This window comes from Pedobacter nototheniae (assembly GCF_004335085.1).
In the GTDB taxonomy this organism is placed as follows: Bacteria; Bacteroidota; Bacteroidia; order Sphingobacteriales; family Sphingobacteriaceae; genus Pedobacter; species Pedobacter nototheniae.
This window is the reverse complement of the sequence record NZ_RQRS01000029.1, coordinates 17,278-38,765: the sequence shown is the minus strand read 5'-3', so window position 1 is coordinate 38,765 and position 21,488 is coordinate 17,278. Positions and strand designations below refer to the sequence as shown.

Annotated in this window: 19 protein-coding genes; 9 read left to right on the top strand and 10 right to left on the bottom strand. The window is 35.4% G+C overall.

Features of this window, described 5'->3' with window-relative positions:
• Window positions 1–99 precede the first annotated feature (99 nt).
• Window positions 100–1,440 carry a signal recognition particle protein gene (gene ffh / locus EHC72_RS20215; protein ID WP_131539534.1) on the bottom strand — a complete coding sequence of 447 codons (1,341 nt, stop codon included), beginning with the start codon at window positions 1,438–1,440 and terminating at the stop codon, window positions 100–102.
• Between the two features lie 208 nt (window positions 1,441–1,648).
• On the opposite strand from ffh, the gene EHC72_RS20210 reads away from it, so the two are divergent.
• The 3 genes from EHC72_RS20210 (at window position 1,649) to EHC72_RS20200 (ending at window position 6,808) form a co-directional block, all read left to right on the top strand.
• On the top strand, window positions 1,649–2,011 hold the full coding sequence (locus EHC72_RS20210; protein WP_131539533.1) for a BlaI/MecI/CopY family transcriptional regulator: 363 nt from the start codon (window positions 1,649–1,651) through the stop codon (window positions 2,009–2,011).
• Window positions 2,008–4,083, top strand: coding sequence for a M56 family metallopeptidase (locus EHC72_RS20205; RefSeq protein WP_131539532.1), 2,076 nt, complete (start codon window positions 2,008–2,010; stop codon window positions 4,081–4,083). The genes EHC72_RS20210 and EHC72_RS20205 overlap by 4 nt, the downstream gene beginning before the upstream one ends.
• A gap of 298 nt (window positions 4,084–4,381) precedes the next feature.
• Window positions 4,382–6,808 (top strand): DUF5916 domain-containing protein, encoded by a 2,427-nt coding sequence (locus EHC72_RS20200; protein ID WP_131539531.1) that lies wholly within the window; start codon window positions 4,382–4,384, stop codon window positions 6,806–6,808.
• 32 nt (window positions 6,809–6,840) lie between these two features.
• On the opposite strand, the gene EHC72_RS20195 is transcribed toward EHC72_RS20200, so the two are convergent.
• A complete protein-coding gene (locus EHC72_RS20195) occupies window positions 6,841–7,833 on the bottom strand; it encodes a helix-turn-helix transcriptional regulator (protein WP_131539530.1) in 993 nt (330 codons plus the stop codon).
• A 96-nt stretch (window positions 7,834–7,929) separates the two neighbouring features.
• Between EHC72_RS20195 and EHC72_RS20190 the strand changes: the two genes are divergently transcribed.
• Entirely contained in the window at window positions 7,930–8,658 is a 729-nt protein-coding gene (locus EHC72_RS20190) for a siderophore-interacting protein (protein WP_131539529.1), read from the top strand.
• A gap of 2 nt (window positions 8,659–8,660) precedes the next feature.
• On the opposite strand, the gene EHC72_RS20185 is transcribed toward EHC72_RS20190, so the two are convergent.
• The 7 genes from EHC72_RS20185 to ruvX form a co-directional block, all read right to left on the bottom strand.
• Entirely contained in the window at window positions 8,661–9,659 is a 999-nt protein-coding gene (locus EHC72_RS20185) for a DUF3078 domain-containing protein (protein ID WP_131539528.1), read from the bottom strand.
• Window positions 9,660–9,731: 72 nt separating this feature from the next.
• Window positions 9,732–10,061 carry a hypothetical protein gene (locus tag EHC72_RS20180; protein WP_131539527.1) on the bottom strand — a complete coding sequence of 110 codons (330 nt, stop codon included), beginning with the start codon at window positions 10,059–10,061 and terminating at the stop codon, window positions 9,732–9,734.
• On the bottom strand, window positions 10,058–10,810 hold the full coding sequence (locus EHC72_RS20175; protein ID WP_131539526.1) for a peptidase associated/transthyretin-like domain-containing protein: 753 nt from the start codon (window positions 10,808–10,810) through the stop codon (window positions 10,058–10,060). The genes EHC72_RS20180 and EHC72_RS20175 overlap by 4 nt, the downstream gene beginning before the upstream one ends.
• A 48-nt stretch (window positions 10,811–10,858) precedes the next feature.
• Window positions 10,859–11,695 carry a glucosaminidase domain-containing protein gene (locus EHC72_RS20170; protein ID WP_131539525.1) on the bottom strand — a complete coding sequence of 279 codons (837 nt, stop codon included), beginning with the start codon at window positions 11,693–11,695 and terminating at the stop codon, window positions 10,859–10,861.
• Between the two features lie 69 nt (window positions 11,696–11,764).
• Complete coding sequence (locus EHC72_RS20165; RefSeq protein WP_165585893.1) at window positions 11,765–12,448, bottom strand: glucosaminidase domain and LysM peptidoglycan-binding domain-containing protein; 684 nt, start codon at window positions 12,446–12,448, stop codon at window positions 11,765–11,767.
• A 62-nt stretch (window positions 12,449–12,510) separates the two neighbouring features.
• The gene (locus EHC72_RS20160; protein WP_131539524.1) at window positions 12,511–13,149 is read right to left on the bottom strand and encodes an O-methyltransferase; all 639 of its coding nucleotides are present in this window, start codon (window positions 13,147–13,149) and stop codon (window positions 12,511–12,513) included.
• A 7-nt stretch (window positions 13,150–13,156) separates the two neighbouring features.
• Window positions 13,157–13,573, bottom strand: coding sequence for a Holliday junction resolvase RuvX (gene ruvX / locus EHC72_RS20155; RefSeq protein WP_131539523.1), 417 nt, complete (start codon window positions 13,571–13,573; stop codon window positions 13,157–13,159).
• 206 nt (window positions 13,574–13,779) lie between these two features.
• Here ruvX and EHC72_RS20150 point away from each other — a divergent pair, with 206 nt between their 5' ends.
• Genes EHC72_RS20150 through EHC72_RS20135 form a run of 4 tightly spaced genes read left to right on the top strand, consistent with a single transcriptional unit; the run spans window position 13,780 to window position 17,403 of the window.
• A complete protein-coding gene (locus EHC72_RS20150) occupies window positions 13,780–14,928 on the top strand; it encodes a DNA polymerase III subunit (protein WP_131539522.1) in 1,149 nt (382 codons plus the stop codon).
• 1 nt (window position 14,929) lies between these two features.
• The gene (locus EHC72_RS20145) at window positions 14,930–16,453 is read left to right on the top strand and encodes a PSP1 domain-containing protein (RefSeq protein ID WP_131539521.1); all 1,524 of its coding nucleotides are present in this window, start codon (window positions 14,930–14,932) and stop codon (window positions 16,451–16,453) included.
• Window positions 16,422–16,922 (top strand): gliding motility lipoprotein GldH, encoded by a 501-nt coding sequence (locus tag EHC72_RS20140; RefSeq protein WP_131539520.1) that lies wholly within the window; start codon window positions 16,422–16,424, stop codon window positions 16,920–16,922. Before EHC72_RS20145 ends, EHC72_RS20140 begins: the two co-directional genes overlap by 32 nt.
• A 7-nt stretch (window positions 16,923–16,929) precedes the next feature.
• Window positions 16,930–17,403, top strand: coding sequence for a hypothetical protein (locus EHC72_RS20135; RefSeq protein WP_131539519.1), 474 nt, complete (start codon window positions 16,930–16,932; stop codon window positions 17,401–17,403).
• A gap of 1 nt (window position 17,404) precedes the next feature.
• Here the strand turns inward: EHC72_RS20135 and EHC72_RS20130 are convergent, their stop codons facing one another.
• The gene (locus EHC72_RS20130; protein ID WP_131539518.1) at window positions 17,405–18,706 is read right to left on the bottom strand and encodes a UDP-N-acetylmuramoyl-tripeptide--D-alanyl-D-alanine ligase; all 1,302 of its coding nucleotides are present in this window, start codon (window positions 18,704–18,706) and stop codon (window positions 17,405–17,407) included.
• Between the two features lie 142 nt (window positions 18,707–18,848).
• On the opposite strand from EHC72_RS20130, the gene EHC72_RS20125 reads away from it, so the two are divergent.
• Window positions 18,849–21,341: a M14 family metallopeptidase gene (locus EHC72_RS20125; protein ID WP_131539517.1), complete on the top strand. Its 2,493-nt coding sequence runs from the start codon at window positions 18,849–18,851 to the stop codon at window positions 21,339–21,341.
• The last annotated feature ends 147 nt before the right edge of the window (window positions 21,342–21,488 follow it).

The following is a 21,488-nucleotide window of genomic DNA, read 5'->3' as shown; positions in this document are numbered from 1 at the left end:
CATGGATTTGATTAAAGAACTTTTCTTGTGAAAAACCCTTAAACAAAAAATCCCAACCATGACTGATTGGGATTTTAATATTTTGATTTTTACTTGAAATTATCTTTTTCCAAAAGGCATTTTTGGCATACCTTTCATCATAGCCGCTGCGGCAGCAGGGTTTGAAAACTGCTTCATCATTTTGCGCATATCTTCAAACTGTTTAATCAGCTTGGTAACTTCTTCAACTTTATTTCCGCTACCTTTTGCAATGCGCAAACGGCGGCTTTGTTGAATGCTATCTGGATTTTCCTTTTCAAAGGGAGTCATTGATTGGATAATCGATTCGATTGACTTAAATGCATCGTCTTCAATTTCTACATTTTTCATCATTTTGCCCACACCAGGTATCATTCCCATCAAATCTTTCATGTTACCCATTTTCTTAATTTGTTGAATCTGGTTATAGAAATCGTTGAAATCGAATTTATTTTTGCGGATTTTCTTCTGTAATTCAGCAGCTTCTTTCTCATCAAACTGCATTTGCGCACGCTCAACAAGTGAAACCACATCACCCATACCCAAAATACGCGATGCCATTCTATCTGGATAGAAAACATCAAGCGCTTCCATTTTCTCACCTGTACCAATAAATTTAATTGGTTTGTTTACTACAGATTTAATCGAAAGGGCTGCACCACCACGGGTATCACCATCTAACTTGGTTAATACAACCCCAGTAAAGTCTAATCTGTCGTTAAATACTTTTGCAGTATTAACAGCATCCTGACCCGTCATTGAATCCACTACGAATAAAATTTCGTGCGGTTGAGTTTTGGCCTTAACTTCTGATATTTCGTTCATTAACGATTCATCGATCGCTAAACGACCGGCGGTATCGATAATGATTACGTTATTTCCATTTTGTTTACCGTGTGCAATACCTTCTAATGCAATGGCAACAGGATCTTTAGAATCTCGGTTTGCATAAACAGATACACCCACAGATGTACCTAAAACCTCCAACTGATCTACAGCTGCTGGGCGGTACATATCGCCAGCTACTAATAAAGGTTTTTTACCTTTTCCTTTTAGGTGTAAAGCTAATTTACCTGCAAAAGTGGTTTTACCTGCACCATTTAAACCAGCAATTAAAATGATGGTTGGATTAGCTTTTGTTTCCAACTCAGTAACCTCACCGCCCATTAAAGCTGCGAGCTCATCATTCATTATTTTAGTAAGCAACTGCCCAGGAGAAACCGATGTTAATACGTTTTGACCTAAAGCTTTTTGCCTAACATCATCAGTAAAAGTTTTTGCTGTTTTGTAATTTACATCGGCATCCAATAAAGCTTTACGGATTTCTTTCATGGTTTCTGCCACGTTAATTTCCGTAATGCTGCCTTGTCCTTTTAGTACCTTAAACGCCCTGTCTAGCTTGTCCTGTAAATTATCAAACATAATTGGTTCAAATTTCTTTAACCGCAAATATATTCATTTTTTGACTAAAAACTACTTTTACTCCCTTTTGTACAGCTATTTTCAAGTCATTTCTTTTTGAATTATTAAACCAATTATTTTATTTGTAACGTTAAAGTTACTTGCCTACTAATGGATTAGTTTGTGTCTTAATTAATTAGTAGTACATTCGTTTAATAATTTTGATACGATGATTAAACTGGCAAAAAGAGAAGAGCAAATTATGCAGGCATTTTGGGATGTAGAAAAAGCATTTATCCGAGATATTATACCGTTACTGCCTGATCCTAAGCCGCATTACAATAGCGTGGCTACTATGGTAAAAATTCTTGAAGAAAAAGGATTTTTAGGACATGATGTAGTTGGAAATATGTTTTGCTATTTTCCTTTGGTGAGCAGAGAAGAGTATCAAAAACATGCTTTAAAGGATGTAGTTAGCCAATATTTCGATAATTCATACCCAAGAATGCTGGCCTTTTTTGCTAAAGAGCAAAACCTTAGTGAAGAAGAACTTAAAGAAATAGTTGATCTTATTAAAACCAAAAAGTCATGATATATTATTTGTTAAATGTTGCCCTTATACTGGCGGGATGTTTGATTTTTTATAAATTATTACTTCAAAAGGAAACCTTTTTCCCCTTAAACCGCTTTATTCTGCTAAGCTGTTTGGTATTGGCATTTAGTTTGCCATTTGTGCCAGTTCCTCAGCAATGGGCATTCAGAAAGGCAGATGTTCCCATAGCTATTAATCAAACTGTGCCGGAAAGCGTAAAAACACAACAACAAAAAAATGCAAAACCAAGTACGGTTACAAACTATAATAAAATTGAAAAGGAATCTATCTTTAAAGAGATTTCTATCCTGAAAGTACTAATCTGGGCGTATTGGCTTGGCGTAATTATTTTTGGTATCAATTTCTTGTTTCAGCTTTTTGTTTTGTTATATCGTGCTTATTCAAGGCCGGTAATTAAAGATGGGCGTTTTAGAATTGTTGAACTTTCTGGAGATCAGGCGCCTTGCTCTTTTGGAAATAATATTTTTATCAATCCCGAAAAATACGATTGGGATACCTACAATCAAATCATCCTTCACGAAAAAATCCATATACAACAAGGCCATAGCTATGATATTTTAATAGCCGAGCTTGCTCTTGTTTTTCAATGGTTCAATCCCTTTGCATGGTTATACCGCAAGGCGATGGAAGATAATCTCGAGTTTTTAACAGACCACGAATTGCTGCAGCATTCGGATGTAGAACGCTCGAGCTACCAAATGAGCTTAGTGAAAGTGTCGGCGCCACATTTTCCGGTAAGTCTCACGACAAACTACAATCAATCCATTCTTAAAAAAAGATTAATTATGATGAACGCAAAAAAATCAAATGTAAATTCTACATGGAAATATTTATTTATCCTGCCACTTTTATTGCTGTTTGTTTCATTGTTTAATGAACCAAAAGTATACGGAAAGGAAAATACTTTAACCGAAAGTAAAAGCACGCCAAAAGATATCGCCACTGATGGATCATGGTTTGCTGTAATTAAAGATGATAAAATAACCATTCGCTTTGTAGCCGATGATGAAGAAAACAGAAACAATGGCAGCAGCAGTACTTTTTTATTAAGTGAGTTGAAAAATTTGCCTAAAAATGCTTCTGGAACTTTTTCTTTAACTCGCGATCCTGGTACAATGAACTTTGTTGGAAAAATGGAAGGTAATACTGGCATGGGAACTTATAAATTCACCTCCGATCCTAGTTTTATAGATTTTCTAGCTAAAGAAGGGGTTAAAAATGCCCAAGAAAAAGATGCATTGGTTTATTACATGATAAACATGGACAGAAGTTTTGTAAGTGTGCTTAAATCAGAAGGTTATACAAGCCTTACTAAAGAGGAATTAATCCCTTTGGCAGCTTTACGTGTTGATCAAAAGTTTATCCGTTCGCTTAAAGATGCTGGGCTAAACAAGCTAAGCATACAAGATCTTATACCACTTAAAGCACTGGGTGTGGATGGCAACTATGTAAAGGAAATAAGAGATGCGGGTTATAAAGATGTTACAGCAAGCAAATTGATTACCTTTAAATCTCAAGGGATGACTGGCCAATTTTTAAAGGATACAAAAAATGCCAAAGCTGCTAGTAGAGAAATGCTGTCTTCTACGGATGATAATAGCAAAAAAACTACAAAAGCTAAAATCAAACCTAAAGACCAAGAAGATGACGATGATGACGAAGCGTTTGGAAATCTAATTGCAAAAAAAGCATTAAACATTACTGCTACTTATGTGAAAGGTTTTACCGATAATGGTATTAAAGCTTCTGATGATGACATTATCGCCATGAAATCACTTGGTATCACTCCCGAATTTTTCAAAAGTTTCCAATCAGCAGGTATGCCAAGCCTTAGTGTTGATAATGCCATCGCTTTAAAGGCGATTGGTGCCACTGCTAATGATTATAACGAATACAAAAAATTTGGATTTAACAGCCTAACGATTGATGATTTAATCTCGGCAAAGTCTACAGGCACCTCTCCAACTTTTATAGCTTCAATGATAAAGAAAGGCTACAGCTATAAAAACATAGATAAGTACGTACAAATGAAAGTACTTACTGCAAACTAACCCTAAACCTCCACATAAACCAAACAAACTATTTCCAGGGCTTATTAAGTGCTGGAAATAGTTTTAAGGGCAGAAGCTTTTCAAAGTATACCAGGCAGTTTCTTGTAATACTACACTTAAAATCTTTAAAAACTCTTTATAGACTGAACAATGCAACATTTGTTTTGGCAGGGAGTCTTATGGGTTATAGGTAAGTTATGAACTGTTTTTAATTTATGCCCCTATTAATTTAATTAAATAAATTTTCTACATGCAACGACTCATTACTTATTTATGTCTTATTAGCAAACCAAACCTAATGAGACTACTCTTTACCTGCCTAATATTAATACTGTGCACCAACTATGGCTTTGCCCAAAACGGATTAGCTGCCGTGAAAAAACTAGAGGCTAAGAGAACTACAATAAGCCCAAAAATTGATGGTGTTTTAGATGATGCATGCTGGATTGATGTGCCTATTGCAACAGGTTTTGTTGAAAATCGGCCGGTACCAGGAAGAATAGAAAGCAATGAAAAGCGTACCGAAATAAAAGTTTTATATGATGATGGCGCCATTTACTTATATGCACGAATGTTTGATAAGCCTGATAGTGTTGTGCACGAGCTTGTAACCAGAGATAATATTGGTAATGCCGATTTTATTGGGGTTGTTTTTGATACATTTTTGGATAGAAGAAATGGAAATGGCTTTTTTGTTACTGCTGCTGGCGTACAGTTCGATGCCAAATATGCTCCAGATATTGATGAAGATGCTAATTGGAATGCAGTTTGGGAAAGTGCCGTTAAAATTGACGATAAAGGATGGACTTGCGAAATGAAAATTCCCTATTCTGCCTTGCGTTTTTCTAGCAAGGATGTGCAAAACTGGGGTATAAATTTTATTAGGAAAAGACAAGTAGCCAATCAGCAAACGTTTTGGAATTTTGTCGATCCTAAGGTAAGTGGACTAATGAATCAAAGTGGTACTTTAGAAGGTTTAAAGGATATTAAAGCGCCATTAAGGCTTTCATTTTCTCCCTATGTATCTGCATATATAAACCATTATCCAGCAAACTTACCAGGCGTAAAAAATACAACATCACGTTTTAATGGCGGTATGGATGTTAAATATGGCATTAGCAATAGTTTTACATTAGATATGACTTTGGTACCCGATTTTGGTCAGGTGCAATCTGATAACAGAATTTTAAACCTCACACCGTTTGAGGTGAAATTTAACGAAAACCGTCAGTTTTTTACAGAAGGAACGGAGCTTTTTAACAAAGGAGATTTATTTTATTCTAAAAGAATTGGTTCTATCCCATCGTATTATGATCGCAGCGGAATAAGTTCAACAGATAAAGTTATCAAAGATCAAACAGAAGCAAAAGTATTAAATGCAACAAAGGTTTCTGGAAGAACATCAAAAGGCTTAGGGATTGGGATTTTTAATGCCATAACCAACTCAATGCAGACCGAGGTTGAGGATGCAAACGGCAATATAAGACAAGTAGAAACCCAGCCACTAACCAATTACAATATTTTAGTTTTCGATCAATCTTTAAAAAATAATAGCTCGGCAACTTTTATTAATACCAATGTTTTAAGGCAGGGAAATGCGTATGATGCCAATGTGAGCGCATTACTTTTTAACTTAAATGATAAGAAGAACGAATATTTTATAAGCGGAAATGGTAAATTAAGCTATTTGAAAGGCAAAGAAAGCAACACGGGTTATAGTTATGAGTTTAAGGGTGGTAAGCAAAGTGGAAATTTTAGGTGGGAATATTTGCAAAGCTATGCAGATGATAAATTCGATCCATCTGATATGGGATTTTTTACCAACAACAATTTTCTGGATCAAAGTATAACAACTCACTACGATATTTTTAAGCCACATTCATGGTATAATAAATGGTTAAACTATAGCAGAATTAGTTATTCAAGAAGAGTTAATCCTGGCGATTACCAAAGTTTTAGCATAGAAGGTGGTCCATACATTGAATTTAAAAACTTTTGGTCGGCAGAGGTAAATTTGAGTTACGGGGCATCAAGAAATGATTTTTACGAAGCTAGAAATGGGCAGGTTTATAAAACACCAGAACAGTTTAGCGTAGTGCTTTATATAAATCCAAATCGTGCGAAAGCTTATAATTTTGGTGGAAACATAAGGTACAGGGAGCAAGAGCTTTTTAAGGGAAAGGAATATAATTTCTACCTGTTTCAAAACTTAAGGTTGAGCGATAAAATTGCCCTCGGCCTGGATTTAAACTTTAATCCAAATTACAATTATGTAAACTGGGTAAAGGCCATTGGAAACCAAGCTATTTTTTCAAGATATGATAGAAATACTGTAGAAAATTCGTTTGATGCTAAATATACTTTTACTAATAAAATGGGTTTAACCGTGGTATTGAGGCATTATTGGAGCGATAGAAGAAATAAATCTTTCTATTTGCTTAAAAACGATGGAAACCTAGCCGATTATGAGGGCGCACCATTGACAGGAACAGATCGTAATTATAATGTGTTCAATATCGATCTGATTTATACGTGGCAGTTTGCTCCCGGCAGTGAGCTTTCATTATCGTATAAAGATGCTGCAGAAACGAATGATGTTTATTATACTAAGCGCTATACCAAAAACCTGGATGGAATTTTATCCGCTCCACAGAATAATAGTGCATCCATTAAGGTGTTGTATTACATTGATTATTTAAATTTAAAGAAGAAAAAGAAAGCATAGAATAGATTTCTTTAAATTTTTAAGGAAGATCTTTATCCTTTATTTTTGCCAGGTGTAACACCAAACTTTTTCTTAAAAGCATGGCTAAAATGCTGCACAGATGAATAACCTAAATCATCAGCAATTTGTTTAATAGTACAAGCACCAGATGATAACATATCTTTTGCTTGTGCCATTTTATGATCGCTTAAATAGCCAAAAACAGTGTTTTGGAAGGTTTCTCTGAAGCCATGCTTTAATTTAAACTCATTAATGCCAGCAATTTTTGCCAGTTCGCTTAACGATGGCGGTTGATTTGAATGCTCCAACAAATATTCACGGGCATAGTAAATGCGCTCTTTATCGTAGGTGCTTTTTACAACGGTATTATTGGTTTCCTTTAATGCTAACTCAAAGGCTTGAGCTTGCAGGGCTAATAATTCGACACATTTAGATTGCAAAAACAACAATTTTAAACCACCGGTAACATGGCAGTTAATAATGTCGTTAATGCAACTGTGCATAGCGAGACTGATTGGTAAGTTTTCTTTGGATATTTCTACCGATTTGTTGTTCATAATGTTTTCGGCAAATTTCATCAACAAGGGGCTACTATCTTTTGTAAGCCCCACAAAACGATCTTTACTGAAATGAACTTCAAAAAATTTAAACTTTTGATCTGTCGGAAATTCTGCAATTCCATCAAAATCAGGTGTATAAATAATGTTGTGCTGGTTCGGTTTAATGTTAAGCCTTCTGTTGGTTAAGTAGTTTTCCATTATGCCACCACCATTGATAGAAAAATGCATCTCTACCAGTTCAGGCTCCTCGAAAGATTTAACCCTTAAGCGGCCATGCTTTACCATCATATCGCCATAAACAATGTAAATACCCGAAAAAGCAATTTGAACCAGTTCTGCATCCCCAAAAGGAAAACTGTAAACATCCTTTCTTTCGGTTACCAAAGCTTGGTTTAATTCGAAGTTTGTAAGGTGGTTGCCAACAATATAATGCTGGTCAAAATCATCGTAAATGCTTAAAGCCATGAAATCCCTTTCATATAAATTTTAATCCTTATTGTGTAAAATAAGTGTTGCATTGGACGATTAACTTTGCGTAAAGTTACTAAACAAATTAATACGATGCCAAAAATACCCACATGGTTAGCTAATGCCGTTGAGAAATTCATTAGCGACAAAATTCATCTCGTAGAAATTGTTAAAACAGAGATGATTAGTCAGGATATAAAACAGATAACGTTTAAGGGCGACTTTTTTACAGCAGATTTTGCTCCCGGTCAGGAAGCACTTTTCCGTATTAATGAGCACGAATACCGTCATTATACACTTTCATCCTTTGATAAGGAAAATGGAACTTGCGAAATTTTATTCTACTTAAATGGAAAAGGAGAAGGAAGTGCCTGGGCTAAAAACCTGCAAGTTGGCGAAAGCTTAAAGTTAATAGCAGATAAAGGGAAAATCAAATATGATTATGATGCAAACCAGCACTTTTTCTTTGGCGATGAAACATCCATAGGTTTATATGAATGGTTTAAAAACGTATCATTAAACTTAGATCACGAGTATTTCGGAATTTTAGAAATGCAGGAAGAGAATGAAGAATCATTAAAAAGAATAAAGCTTTTGCTTGATGCGGTACCCGCTAGCCCGCAAGAGCCTGCATTAAACGCTATCAACTGGATGGAAAATATGCATCCAAAGTGTTGGGAGATGTGGAAGGATGCTAAATTCTACCTTTCGGGAAGATCAAGATCTGTGCAAAAATTTAAAAAATACTTGCGCCAAAAAGGAGTAGCTACTAAACAAATAAGCAGCATTCCTTATTGGGAAATTGGTGTTTTAGGCTTGTAAACCTATCTCGGAAATATAAAGGTAAAACCAAGGGCCAGTGTTTGGCTGGCCTGTACCTTTGTATCGGTATCTCTATCGTAAAGTACAACTCCGGTTAAGCTTGTATTCATAAACCGGTTAATTTTTGCTGTTAAAGCAACGTCCAAACGGTGATCTACATTTTTAACGGCAATATCCTCATAAGGGATAAACATAGCATAACGAGCCTTTAAATTGGTGTTAGTGAAAATATCCTTATCAAAAGCAGCAACCACCTGAAAAGCCAATTCATTTCTGAACCTTTTTCCAGGATCTACCCCAAAGTTTTTAGAGTTTGTTTTATATAAATTTGTATCCAAAACAAAAGTTTGGCGGGCAGTACCTGTACCAATTCGTGTAGAGAAATATTTATTTGGCTTATATTCAAAACCGACAGATTCTGTTAAATAACCCGGCCCCATAAATTTAGAGATCAGTGTTGCCGTTTCTGCACCATTTACCGTACTATAAGAATAACCGTTATCAAACTGTGATTCAAAGTTTATGGAACCAAAGAACGACCAGTTTTTAGATAATAAAAATGAAGCCTTGTTATCCCAGTAAATACGGTCGGTTGTTTTTTTCTGTAACTGGGCTTTGTTTTTTACTTTTCCATATTGTAAAATAACTTCGCTCACATAACTATAACTGTTTTTGTTGTACTCTGCCTTATAATTAAGCAAACCACCAACCGCAAAAGAGTTTACACCGCCACCTTTCCAGTTATCACTAAAAGATGCCTGATTAATATTTATGCCTACCGAAGTTTTGGTTTTCCAGTAGTTTACCTTAGCATTTACTATAAAAGGCTTAAGTTTTACAGGTTCAAAATTTAACGGCCCCTGCCTGCTTGGCAACGGATTACGCTTTAATTTTATGTTCAGGTCTTTTGTATTGATTGGAATTGTATCAATTTCCTGTGCATATAATTTTGTGGAGCAGATGCTTAGAATAACTAATAGTACGGCTAAATAATTCTTCATTGGTTACAAAGAAAAAGAAAATTACTTATAGATAAAAGGTTTAACGAAATGATTACGCAGTTAGATTTATATTTAATGCTTCCAATTTCTTAACCAACCAAACCAGTTACCTTTCTTCAAATAACCAAAATTTGCTTCATGTTTGTAAGCTTCTCGCTCAAAAATAATATTGCGGTAAGCTAAATCATGGTTTTGGTATTTAACCAGATTGATTAAATAATTGAAGAAGTAAAGCGTATAAAACGGAAAAATTAATAGCTCCATTTGCTGCCGAAGGTGAATTTTTTCGTGATTGATAATTTCAGGATCTTTTTTTAATCGGGCAGATTTTACCAGGATAAATGGAAATATAGCCATGCCTGCTGCTGGTAATTTTTTTACAATTAATATTGGGGCTTTCACAGTTTATCAATACTTAACTTGGGCAAAGCGGGTAGCTGTAATGCCCTGGGGTTTAGCCTGTAACTTTTGTATGCATTTCTAATAAACAAGTTAAAAGAATAATCGCTAGCATCTAACACAAATTGATACGTTGGCCTGTATTGTTGCATAAAACTGGTAAGTTCAGGATCTTTTATTCCTAAAACTTGTTGTACAAGAGTTGCGTTAAAACGATAATCAATCAAATCCTCTCGATAATCTTTTTCCAGTATTTGTTGCAAATGACGAGCATTTCTGCCTTGTCTGCTCAACAGATTATATATGGCATCAATGCCTAAACCAACTCCACCGTTGCCTAAATTTAATAAATCTTTACTGCTACCTTTCATCGTTTGGTAGCGATATTCTTTAATTGTTTTTTCGTACTGTTGCTGGGGCGTTAATCGCTTTTGCTGAATTAAAACATCTCTCAATCTAATCCCTAAGGATTTTAGCTGGAAATAGGCTGCCGGCTGACCTTTAAAAACTAAAGTATCCACACCATAACCAGATAACGCGGCTACCAAAGTATCTCCAGGCACGGCGTAGGTGCTAAATTCGCCCTTGGTGTTGTTGTACATACCATCTCCAGTGCGAGTATTGTAAATATAAACTTTAGCCAAACGCTGTTTGGTTTCCTTATCTATAACAATTCCTTGTACCGGTTTTTGTTGGGCATAAAGCATCACCGAGATGCTTAAAAAGGAAATAAAAGCAAAAATAAATTTCATTAGTCTACAAAACTACAAATAAGCAACAGTCAATGTTTACGATTAACATTATTTAACCTTAAGCACCTGGCCTAATTTTATTCCATCTGTTGTAATGTTGTTGAGCATTTTCAATTCATCAACGCTTAAATTAAATCTTTTAGAGATGTTATAAAGTGTATCACCCTTAACAACGGTGTAAGTTCCATCGGCAGTAATTGGTTTTGCGCCAGGAGGAGGCGTTTCAACCGGAGTAAATTTCTTCTTTTCCTGAGGGATATTTTCATTTATCTCTGTAAAAACACGATCCTCGCGAGCTATTTTCTGCTTTTCGGTTTCCGATTGGTCGTATTGGTAGAGCTGATATTTTTCTATGGTTGTAATCAACAAATCTGGGTATTTTGGGTTGGTAGCATAACCAGCAGTTTTTAAACCCTGAGCCCAGCTTTTATAATCATTTTTATCCAGCTGGAATAAAAAGCTATAACGCTTACGCTTTAAAAATTCAGAATGGTCTTTAAAAGATTCGCGGGCATCCTTATAAACCCTAAAGCAATCGTCTTTTTTATCATCATCACGGAAATAGTTTTTCCCTTTCCAATCCGAAGTACATTTAATCCCGAAGTGGTTATTGGCATATTTAGCTAAATCGCTATTTCCACTACCCGATTCTAAAATTCCTTGAGCAAGGGTAATACTCGCCGGAATTCCGTAAGCATTCATTTCCTCTATTGCCACCGCCTTAAATTCATCAATATAACTTATGGTATTATAACTTTTATAGTTATTATTATTGGCTTTGTTTGCGGCTTTTTCTATTTGCTTATTGTTTCTACTGTATTGGCGGGTTTTACATGCGCTAAATAAAACAACAAGTAAAGCTAAATAGAGGTATTTTAATTTCATTTTAAGGATGATGTATATTCTTGATTGATAAATAAGTAGGATAAAAGATTTGCTCTTTGCGTATTCTAACTAAACTTTGATCTTTTGTCCGGGTTTTAAATTAGCCTTTTTAAGACCGTTTTTCTGCATCAACTTTTTAACAGTTGTACCTTTCTTTTTCGCAATAATGCTTAAGTTATCCCCTGTTTTAACCGTGTATTTTGGAGCCGAAGAACGATTTCTGCTTCTTTTATGATGATAAATCGGCGTAGCATAAACAGGCTCTTCGTAACCATCAGGGCGCTCATCATACTGGTAAAGCTCGTATTTTTTAATTAGCGCAATAACCTGGCTAGACCATGATCTGCTGTGCGCATAACCACAACGCTGTATCCCTCTGGCCCATCCTTTATAATCATATTGATCGTACTTTTCGAAAAGATTATTAAAAGGAGATCGCGTTTCCATAATCTCCACAAAGTGACTATAAGATTCGTCTGCATTTAAATAATCGCGGTAAGACGAACGAATTTCTGCATTATTATTTGGGCCTTTAACGCCAAAATGATTGTTTAAATGTTGGGCAATTCTACTGTTTCCTGCGGCAGATTCGTGTACAGCAACGGCTAAAATAATGCTTGCCGGGATTTTGTGATCCCGCATTAAGCCCTGCGCAAAATCAACATGCTCCGCAATATAATCCTCAGTATCTTGTGCTTTAGCAAAAAGAATGCTTAAAAGTAAAAGGCAAAAGGTAAATAATTTCTTTATCATGGTTAACTGTATAAATTGTTTAAATGGCTAATTATAAAAATTAACCGATTAATCATGGTATGTTAGCCTTTCTTCCTAATCACAAATAATCCATCCCTAACAGGCAGAATTAATTTCTCAACACGCTCATCATTAGCTATTTTATCATTAAAAGTAGTAATATTTCTGGTGTCTTTATCTTGCTTATCCTGAAGTACTTTTCCACTCCATAGTACATTATCCACAATGATGATTCCGCCAGGGCGAATCCGGTCAAAGACTAAATCGTAATATGTGCCATTATTTTTTTTATCGGCATCTATAAAAACCAAGTCAAAAGTTTCGTTCAAATCATTAACCGTTTCAATGGCATTACCTAAAATGTATTTAATTTGGTTATTGTATTCAGATTGTGCAAAATTGGCTCTCACCATATCCTCCAACTCAGCATTAATATCTAAAGTGTAGATAATTCCTTCGGTTGATAAACCTTCCGCAAGGCAAAGTGTAGCATATCCGGTAAAAGTGCCTATTTCTAAAACTCTTTTTGGCGAAACCATTTTGCTTAACATACTTAAAACCCTACCCTGGTAATGGCCAGATAGCATGCGGGGCATTAAAACTTTAAGATTAGTTTCGCGATCTATTTTTTGAAGCAATTCGCTTTCAGGCTCGCAGTAATTGAGAAGTAATTGTTGTAAATCGTCGTTTATCAGGCTCATTATTTGTTTATAAACGGTTGCTTTCCATAAAATATTGTAAAATTAGAGTTGCAGCAATGGTATCAACCCGCTCCTTATCTCTCCTATCTGATTTTTTTAAACCACTTTGCATAATGGTTTGATGCGCTATTTTAGAAGTAAAACGTTCATCAACCCAATGCCTAGGTACATCAGGGAATGATTTTTTTAGCAACGTTGCGAAACCTTTTACGTGTTGGGCAGATTCTGATGGAGAACCATCCATTTGCTTAGGATCTCCCAAAACAAAAGCTTCAACCTGCTCAGTAAGCATATATTTTTTAATAAACTCAATCACATCTTTAGGATGCACAGTATCCAAACCCGTTGCAATAATTTGCAAAGGATCAGTTACCGCAATACCAATGCGCTTAGTTCCATAATCAAAAGCTAAAATCCGAGCCATACAAATTAAAAGTTCCAAAGGTAAGGTTTTTTATATTTCCGTTATGGCGAGCTTTAGTTTGCAGATATATTGAGTTTAAAATCAGTAGTTACAGATGCAAATTTTGTAATTAATAAATGTCTTTAACCCTTAAAAAATTATGGCTATGAAAGAAGTTCGGCTAAACGAGTCTTTAAATATCACATCTATTTCTTATTTTGCACCAAATGCAGTTTAAAGAAATCATAGGACAAGAAAGAATTAAGCAACAATTGGTGCAAACGGTTAAAGAAAACCGAATTAGCCATGCGCAACTCTTTTTATCGCCAGCTGGTTCAGGAGCAGTGCCTTTGGCAATTGCATATGCACAGTACATTAATTGCCTTGAAAAAGGTGAAAATGATAGCTGCGGTACCTGTTCGAGCTGTAGAAAGTATGAAAGATTAATTCATCCGGATTTACATTTCTCCTATCCATTTTTTGCTTCGGCAAGTATAAAAACCGCTGTTGATGTGCTCGATGAATGGAGAAATATGGTTTTGCAAGACCCTTATTTTGACATGGATATTTGGCGCTCAAAATTAGATGCCGCCAATAAACAAGCCAACATTAACATTGCCGAGTGCCACGATATTATAAAGAAACTGAGCTACAAAGCCTTTGAAGCCGAAACAAAAGTTTTAATTATGTGGTTACCCGAATATTTGGATAAAGCAGGAAATGCTTTGCTAAAATTGATTGAAGAACCACCCGCCAATACTTTATTTATTTTAATTGCTCAAAGTCAGGATCAAATTTTAACTACAATTTTATCGCGAACACAAATAGTTAAAATACCAAAATTAAGTAGTGAAGAAGTTTCTGGTTATTTATTAGAAAGTAGCGGCTTAACAGAACACCAAACCGTTGACTACGCCTTTTTAGCTGATGGAAATTTAATTGAAGCTAAAGCATTGGCAGCGGATACGCAAAGCGATAGTTCTGGCACTTTTACGGCATGGTTAAGGATGGGTTTTGGAAACAAAGTTCCCGATTTAATCGAATTTACTGATGAAGCGGCTAAGTGGGGACGAGAGAATCAAAAGAATTTTTTAAAGTATGGTGTAAATTATTTACGCGAGTGCTGTTTAATTTTAAGTGGTGCCGAAGAATTGGTGAAATTGCCACCATTAACCTTCGAAACGGCAAAAAAACTAAGTACACATGTACTTACATTACCAATGGCAGAAGCAATAATTGGCGAACTGGAGAAGGCACACTATCATATAGAACGGAATGCAAACCCGAAAATTCTGTTTTTAGATGTATCTTTACAACTGGTAAAAATTATCAAGTTTAAAACGCTCCCCGCGGGGACTCAATATATATACAATTAATATGGGATGTGGAAGTTGTTCAACAGGTGGTGGTTGCACCCCTAATGGATGCAAAAGTAATGGCTCATGCGGCACCGGTGGGTGCCAAACAATGGAAGTTCACGATTGGCTATCCAACCTGGATATGCCCTCTAATTATAAACCGTTTCAGGTTACAGAAATAAAATTTAAAGGTTCACGTAAAGAGTTTTTTCTAAATAGCGATAACATTTATCTGGAAATTGGTGAGTTGGTAGCTGTTGAAGGCCCAACGGGTGGTTTTGATGTCGGTCACGTTTCGCTTACCGGCGAATTAGTTCGGATTCAAATGAAACGCCGCAAAACAACAATGGATCAGGTGGTGAAAAAGATTTATCGTAAAGCGACCGAAGCTGATGTAGAAAAATGGAATGCCGCTAAAGAAATGGAATGGGAAACCATGCATAAAGCCCGAAAACTGGCATTAGATTTACGTTTATCAATGAAAATTAGTGACGTAGATTATCAGGCTGATAAAACCAAAGCCACTTTCTTTTACACTGCTGATGGACGTGTTGATTTTCGTGAGCTCATTAAAAAAATGGCCGAAAGCTTTAGGATCAGGATTGAAATGCGCCAAATTGGAATGCGCCAGGAAGCTGGTCGTTTAGGTGGAATTGGCTCTTGCGGACGTGAATTATGTTGCTCAACCTGGCTTACAAACTTTAAAACAGTTTCTACAGCGGCGGCTCGTTATCAAAACTTATCTTTAAATACATTGAAACTTGCCGGCCAATGTGGTAAACTTAAATGTTGCTTAAATTATGAGTTAGATACCTATTTGGATGCTTTAAAAGATATTCCTGATAGAATTGAAAATCTTGATACCGAAGCTGGTTATGCCCGCCATCAAAAAACAGATATTTTCAAAAAAATAATGTGGTTTAGTTACCCGAACGACGAAAACTGGATTCCGGTTGCGGCGGCTCGCGTAAAAGAAATCATGGCAATGAACAAAGCAGGTAAAAAGGTGCCTAATTTGAAAGAGGAAGCCGTTAAAATTGCTGCTCCTGTTGTTGTAGAAAAATCTTTTGATTACGAAAATGTTGTTGGTCAGGATAGTTTAACCCGTTTAGATGAACGTTCTAAAAATAGAAATAACAACCAAAACAAAAACAACAATCAGAAAAACAATCGCAACAAAAGAGAAAGAGTTCAAAGTAGCGATGCGGCAGTTCAAACCCCTAAACCGCAACAAAATCAAGGACAAGGACCACAGAAAGGCGGAGGAAAGCCTCAACAAAATGGTCCTAAACCTCAACAAAATACTGCGCAAAAACCTCAGCAGCAGGCGGTACCAAAACCACAGCATGTTAATGGACCGAAACCTCAAAATGCACCAAAGCCACAGCAAAATGCAAAACCTGTTGTAAAAGCTGAAGGAAATGTACCTGTAGATGGAGTGAAAGCTGAGCCAGGGAAAAATAAAAACAGAAATAATCGCAGGAAAAACAATAATCGCCGGAAAGATAACAATGGCTCAGAAAATAAACCAGCTGCGGAATAAAAAAGCGGCCCTATTTTTAGGATTTTTATTCTTTGTTGCATTCCTTTCGGGATGCACAACCAATAGTATTGTTGATACGAATGTGCAAATACCAGATCGTAAATGGACTTACAGAAACCATATTGCAACTTCTTTCGAAATTAAGGATAATACCAAAGCCTATAATATTTATTTTAAACTAAGGCATACTGCAGAATATCGGTATTCTAACATTTATATTTTAGTGCATTTTTTTGATGGGAAAGATAAAGTAACAAAGCGCTATCAATATAAATTGGCTAAAAATGATGGAGAATGGCTAGGAAGTGGCTCTGGTAGTATATTTAATTATACTTTGCCGTTACGTACACAATATCGTTTTCCTAAAAATGGTAAATTTAAAATAGAAATAGAACAAAATATGCGTGATAATCCATTAGTGGAAATTAGCGATGTTGGTTTAACCGTGAATGAATCACCAAATAATTAAATAATACATGAAAACGTCTCTCTTTAGATTAATCTTTTTTGGTTTAATCTTAACACTTTCATCATGCATCACAGTATATCAGCTTAGCCCAGCTAAGAACAATTTCAACTACAAAAATAATGTAGAATATGAAGTTTATGGAATGAGTTCTGCAAGTCAGCAAGCCACGGGAAACAGTAGAATTGTTGCTAAAAAGGGCTATACTTTTGTTAGTGTAAAAATGAAAGTGACTAATAAAACAAATGAAACCATTGATTTAGATTTCTCAGATGTTGCCCTATTGGATGTTGTAAATATGGTGAAATATCCTGTTTCTTTTGTGTACCAAGCTACAGTAGTTGCAATACCAGCAAAAAATAAAACAACTTTAGGTCCTCAAAAAAGTTTAAAAAGAATATTGCTAATTAACTATCCTGATAAAATGAAGCCTGAACTTTTAGAAGTTGCTGGTGAAAGGTATGAAATTCAATTTTCGAAGTAGTTTATAAGTATTTTAACAAACTTTCTAGTTTCATTCCTCTTGATCCTTTAAGTAAAATCATGTTGTTTTTAATGGGGTTTTCCTGTAGGTAATTGGCTGCTTCATCGGGGGTTTTAAAAAACTTACCTTTATTTTCGTCTTGGTAAGCGTAAAAATCCTTACCAATAAAAATTACCTCATTTAGACCGCTTTCAAGAGCTTGTTGAGTAATTAACTGGTGTTGTTTTGCTGATTCAGAACCAAGTTCAAACATATCACCTAAAATTGCTGTTTTTTGATTAGCTGTTAAAACGGAAATGTTATTTAATGCCGCAGACATGCTGCTTGGATTAGCATTGTAAAAATCGCAGATAACAGTATTATTCTCTGTTTTGGTCAATTGCGAACGATTATTTTTAGGCTGATAATTAGCTAATCCATTGTTAATAGATTCTGGAGTCATATCAAAAAAATCGCCAATGCAAATTGCAGCTAAAATGTTTTCGAAGTTATAACTTCCAGTTAGTTGTGTTTTAACAACTGATTCTTTCTCATGGTTTGTCCAGGCAACTTCAATAAACGGATCGCTACTTTTCAATTTACCTTTAATTGTATTCCCCGTTTCCGTACCATAAAAAATAAGTTTATTTAGCTTGGATGTTGCGCTCATTTCCATTAAAAATGGATTATCACGATTAATAAATGTGTACCCCTTTGTTTCCTTTAAATAAGCATAAAGTTCTGCCTTTCCTTTTTTTACGCCTTCAAAACCACCAAAACCTTCTAAATGGGCCATGCCAACATTGGTGATAATGCCGTGTGTGGGCTGTGCAATGGTGCAAAGTAATTCTATTTCTTTTTGATGGTTTGCGCCCATTTCTATAATTGCAATTTCTACATCATTACGAATAGAAAGTATAGAAAGCGGCACACCAATATGATTATTCAGATTACCAAAAGTGGCAAATGTTTTATACCGTTCAGCCAAAACAGCATTTACCAATTCTTTACTTGTTGTTTTTCCATTGCTCCCTGTTAAACCTATAACCGGAATATTTAATTGTTTCCGATGATAACGAGCTAAATCCTGTAGGGCGGTTAAAACATCATCAACTAAAAGGCATTGATCATTGATTTTATACTTTTCTTCATCAATAATGGCAAAAGATGCACCATTTTCAAGCGCTTGAGCAGCAAATTCATTGGCATTAAAATGATCGCCTTTAAGAGCAAAAAATAAACTGCCTTTTATAATATTACGAGTATCCGTAGATATTTGAAGGTTTTTAAGGTAATGGGCGTATAAAATTTCTGTAGTAACCATGCTTTGTGTAAAAAGTATGCAGTAAAATTAAGCTTTCGTAGCAAAAAAAAACAAAATTAGTACATTAGATAAAATATTAGTTCAAAATATTGATTGTCCGATTAAACTAATTTGAACCACTAACCAATCACCAACTTTCTATATGAAAAAAATATTTACGCTCTGTTTGGTCGCATTTGCATTAATTTCTTTTGCACAGGCACAGGTTAAATCTCCTGATGAATTTTTAGGTTATGCGCTTGGCGCTCACTTTACTCCACATTTTAAAGTGGCTGATTATTTTAGACAGACTGCTGCGTCTGCGAAAAATGTTAAGCTCGTAGAATATGGTAAAACTAACGAAGGCAGGCCGTTAATGGTGGCTTTTGTTTCATCTGTAGAGAATATTAATAAGCTTGAACAAATTAGGGTGAATAATTTGCAGTTGGCAAAAGGAACGGCAAATAATGTTGATATTAATAATCAGCCAACCTTGCTGTGGTTAAGTTATAACGTACATGGAAACGAGGCAAATTCTACTGAAACAGCTATGAAAATGTTGTATACTTTATCTGCCGGACAAGATAAGCAAGTAAATGAATGGTTAAAAAATACAGTTGTTGTGATAGATCCTTGTTTAAATCCTGATGGCAGAGATCGCTACGTAAATTATTTTAATAGTGTAGTTGGGCAAACACCAAATTCTGATCCTTCATCAAGAGAGCATATCGAACCATGGCCAGGCGGTAGACCGAATCATTATTATTTCGATTTGAATAGAGATTGGGCGTGGCAAACGCAGGTAGAAAGTCAGCAGCGTTTAGCGCTTTATAATCAATGGATGCCACAAGTGCATGTTGATTTTCACGAACAAGGATATAACGAGCCTTATTATTTTGCACCGGCAGCCGAACCTGTTCATCAGGATATTACGCCTTGGCAAAAAAGTTTTCAGATTGTAGTAGGCAAAAATAATGCGAGGTACTTCGATGAGCAAGGCTGGCAATATTTTACAAAAGAACGTTTCGATTTACTATACCCCTCATATGGAGATACTTATCCTTTGTATAATGGATCAATCGGTATGACTTACGAACAAGGAGGAATAAGAGCAGGTTTATCTGTGGTAACGAATGATGGTGATACACTTACCCTGAAAGATAGGATAGCGCATCACTTTACAACGGGCATGTCGACTCTAGAGGTTACAGCTCAAAACCATAATAAGTTAATGGATGAGTTTAAAAAGTATTTTCAGAATGCACTAGTCAGTTCCCCAGGAGTTTATAAGAGTTATATTATTAAAGCCGACAACATTTCAAGATTAAAAAAATTAGCTGTTTTACTTACCAAAAACAAGATAGAGTTTGCTTATGGAGGTGATCGGGCAGGTAGAGGTTATGATTATGACACGCAAAAGGAAGAAAGTTTTAACATCAATCGTAACGATTTGATTGTTAATGTCCAGCAATCAAGAGCAGTACTTGCTAATGTTCTGTTAGAACCACAAACTGTCGTAACAGATTCTAATACTTATGATATTACGGCTTGGGCTCTGCCATATGTGTATGGATTAAAAGCTTACGCGAGTAAAGAAAGTATTAAGGGTAAATTTAATGCGCTTGAAGAGTACAAAATTTCATCCACAAATATGGATAAACCTTTAGCTTGGTTATTTAATTGGGGCGCTGCCGAGGATGTACGTTTATTAACAGCACTACAAGATGAAAAAATTAAAGTTAGGCAGGCGGATCTACCTTTTTCAGTAAATGGAAAAAGCTATTCTGCTGGTACTTTGATTGTTTTGCGGGCAGAAAACGAAAAACTAATAAAGGATATCAAAGCAAAAGTAACACAGATAGCAACAAATTTGGATATGCCGTTGCAAGCAATTAGCAGTGGTTTTGTGGAAAAAGGAAAAGATTTTGGATCTTCAGTTTATCCATTGCTGAAGCAACCTAAAATAGCAGTTGTTTCTGGTGCAGAGGTATCTTCCCTTGCTTTTGGAGAAGTTTGGTTTTACCTGGAACACGATTTAAAATTGCAGGCAAATATTATTAATGCAAAAGACATTAACAATTTGGATATCAGTAAAATTAATACGCTTATTCTACCAGATGGAAGCTATTCTAATTTCATTGGCGATGGTTTAACCGCATGGATTAATAAGGGTGGAAAGTTAATTTTAATGGAAGATGCTATTGGAAGTGTAATTGAGAAAAAAGGGTTTGATATTAAAAAGAAAGAATTAGTAACTAAAAAGGACGAGAAACCTGAGGTAAGTAAACTTCTTTTTAAGGATAAAGACAAGGATAATTATGAAAATAGTATTCCTGGTGCTATTTATAAAATTAATTTAGATGCTTCACATCCATTTGCTTACGGCATTGGGAAAACTTATTATACATTAAAAACAGACAATAAAATTTACGAACCTTTTGTAAAAGGCTGGAATGTTGGTCAGTTTAGTGATAAAAGCTTAATGGCAGGTATTGTAGGGAAGAAAGTTAGAGATGAATTAAAGTCTGGATTAGTGATTGGAGTTCAGGAGTTTGGGAGAGGCCAAGTAGTTTATTTAGCCAATGATCCTCTTTTCAGAAATTTTTGGGAAAGTGGGAAAACACTTTTCGGAAACATTATTTTTTGTAATTATTAAACCTACATTTTGTTAACTTTTTGTTAAAAAAACACTATTCCTATTATAATTACGCTGTCGGAACATGTTAGTTGGCAGGTAAATAGCAAATTCAATTACGATTATGCCCCAATTTTTGATGCTAAAATCAAATTTGGGGCATAAATT

Excerpts from the sequence above, each read along its gene's own strand:
- ffh (WP_131539534.1), bottom strand. The coding sequence starts at position 1,440 with ATGTTTGATAATTTACAGGACAAGCTAGACAGGGCGTTTAAGGTACTA.
- EHC72_RS20210 (WP_131539533.1), top strand. The coding sequence starts at position 1,649 with ATGATTAAACTGGCAAAAAGAGAAGAGCAAATTATGCAGGCATTTTGG.
- EHC72_RS20205 (WP_131539532.1), top strand. The coding sequence starts at position 2,008 with ATGATATATTATTTGTTAAATGTTGCCCTTATACTGGCGGGATGTTTG.
- EHC72_RS20200 (WP_131539531.1), top strand. The coding sequence starts at position 4,382 with ATGAGACTACTCTTTACCTGCCTAATATTAATACTGTGCACCAACTAT.
- EHC72_RS20195 (WP_131539530.1), bottom strand. The coding sequence starts at position 7,833 with ATGGCTTTAAGCATTTACGATGATTTTGACCAGCATTATATTGTTGGC.
- EHC72_RS20190 (WP_131539529.1), top strand. The coding sequence starts at position 7,930 with ATGCCAAAAATACCCACATGGTTAGCTAATGCCGTTGAGAAATTCATT.
- EHC72_RS20185 (WP_131539528.1), bottom strand. The coding sequence starts at position 9,659 with ATGAAGAATTATTTAGCCGTACTATTAGTTATTCTAAGCATCTGCTCC.
- EHC72_RS20175 (WP_131539526.1), bottom strand. The coding sequence starts at position 10,810 with ATGAAATTTATTTTTGCTTTTATTTCCTTTTTAAGCATCTCGGTGATG.
- EHC72_RS20170 (WP_131539525.1), bottom strand. The coding sequence starts at position 11,695 with ATGAAATTAAAATACCTCTATTTAGCTTTACTTGTTGTTTTATTTAGC.
- EHC72_RS20165 (WP_165585893.1), bottom strand. The coding sequence starts at position 12,448 with ATGATAAAGAAATTATTTACCTTTTGCCTTTTACTTTTAAGCATTCTT.
- EHC72_RS20160 (WP_131539524.1), bottom strand. The coding sequence starts at position 13,149 with ATGAGCCTGATAAACGACGATTTACAACAATTACTTCTCAATTACTGC.
- ruvX (WP_131539523.1), bottom strand. The coding sequence starts at position 13,573 with ATGGCTCGGATTTTAGCTTTTGATTATGGAACTAAGCGCATTGGTATT.
- EHC72_RS20150 (WP_131539522.1), top strand. The coding sequence starts at position 13,780 with ATGCAGTTTAAAGAAATCATAGGACAAGAAAGAATTAAGCAACAATTG.
- EHC72_RS20145 (WP_131539521.1), top strand. The coding sequence starts at position 14,930 with ATGGGATGTGGAAGTTGTTCAACAGGTGGTGGTTGCACCCCTAATGGA.
- EHC72_RS20140 (WP_131539520.1), top strand. The coding sequence starts at position 16,422 with ATGGCTCAGAAAATAAACCAGCTGCGGAATAAAAAAGCGGCCCTATTT.
- EHC72_RS20135 (WP_131539519.1), top strand. The coding sequence starts at position 16,930 with ATGAAAACGTCTCTCTTTAGATTAATCTTTTTTGGTTTAATCTTAACA.
- EHC72_RS20130 (WP_131539518.1), bottom strand. The coding sequence starts at position 18,706 with ATGGTTACTACAGAAATTTTATACGCCCATTACCTTAAAAACCTTCAA.
- EHC72_RS20125 (WP_131539517.1), top strand. The coding sequence starts at position 18,849 with ATGAAAAAAATATTTACGCTCTGTTTGGTCGCATTTGCATTAATTTCT.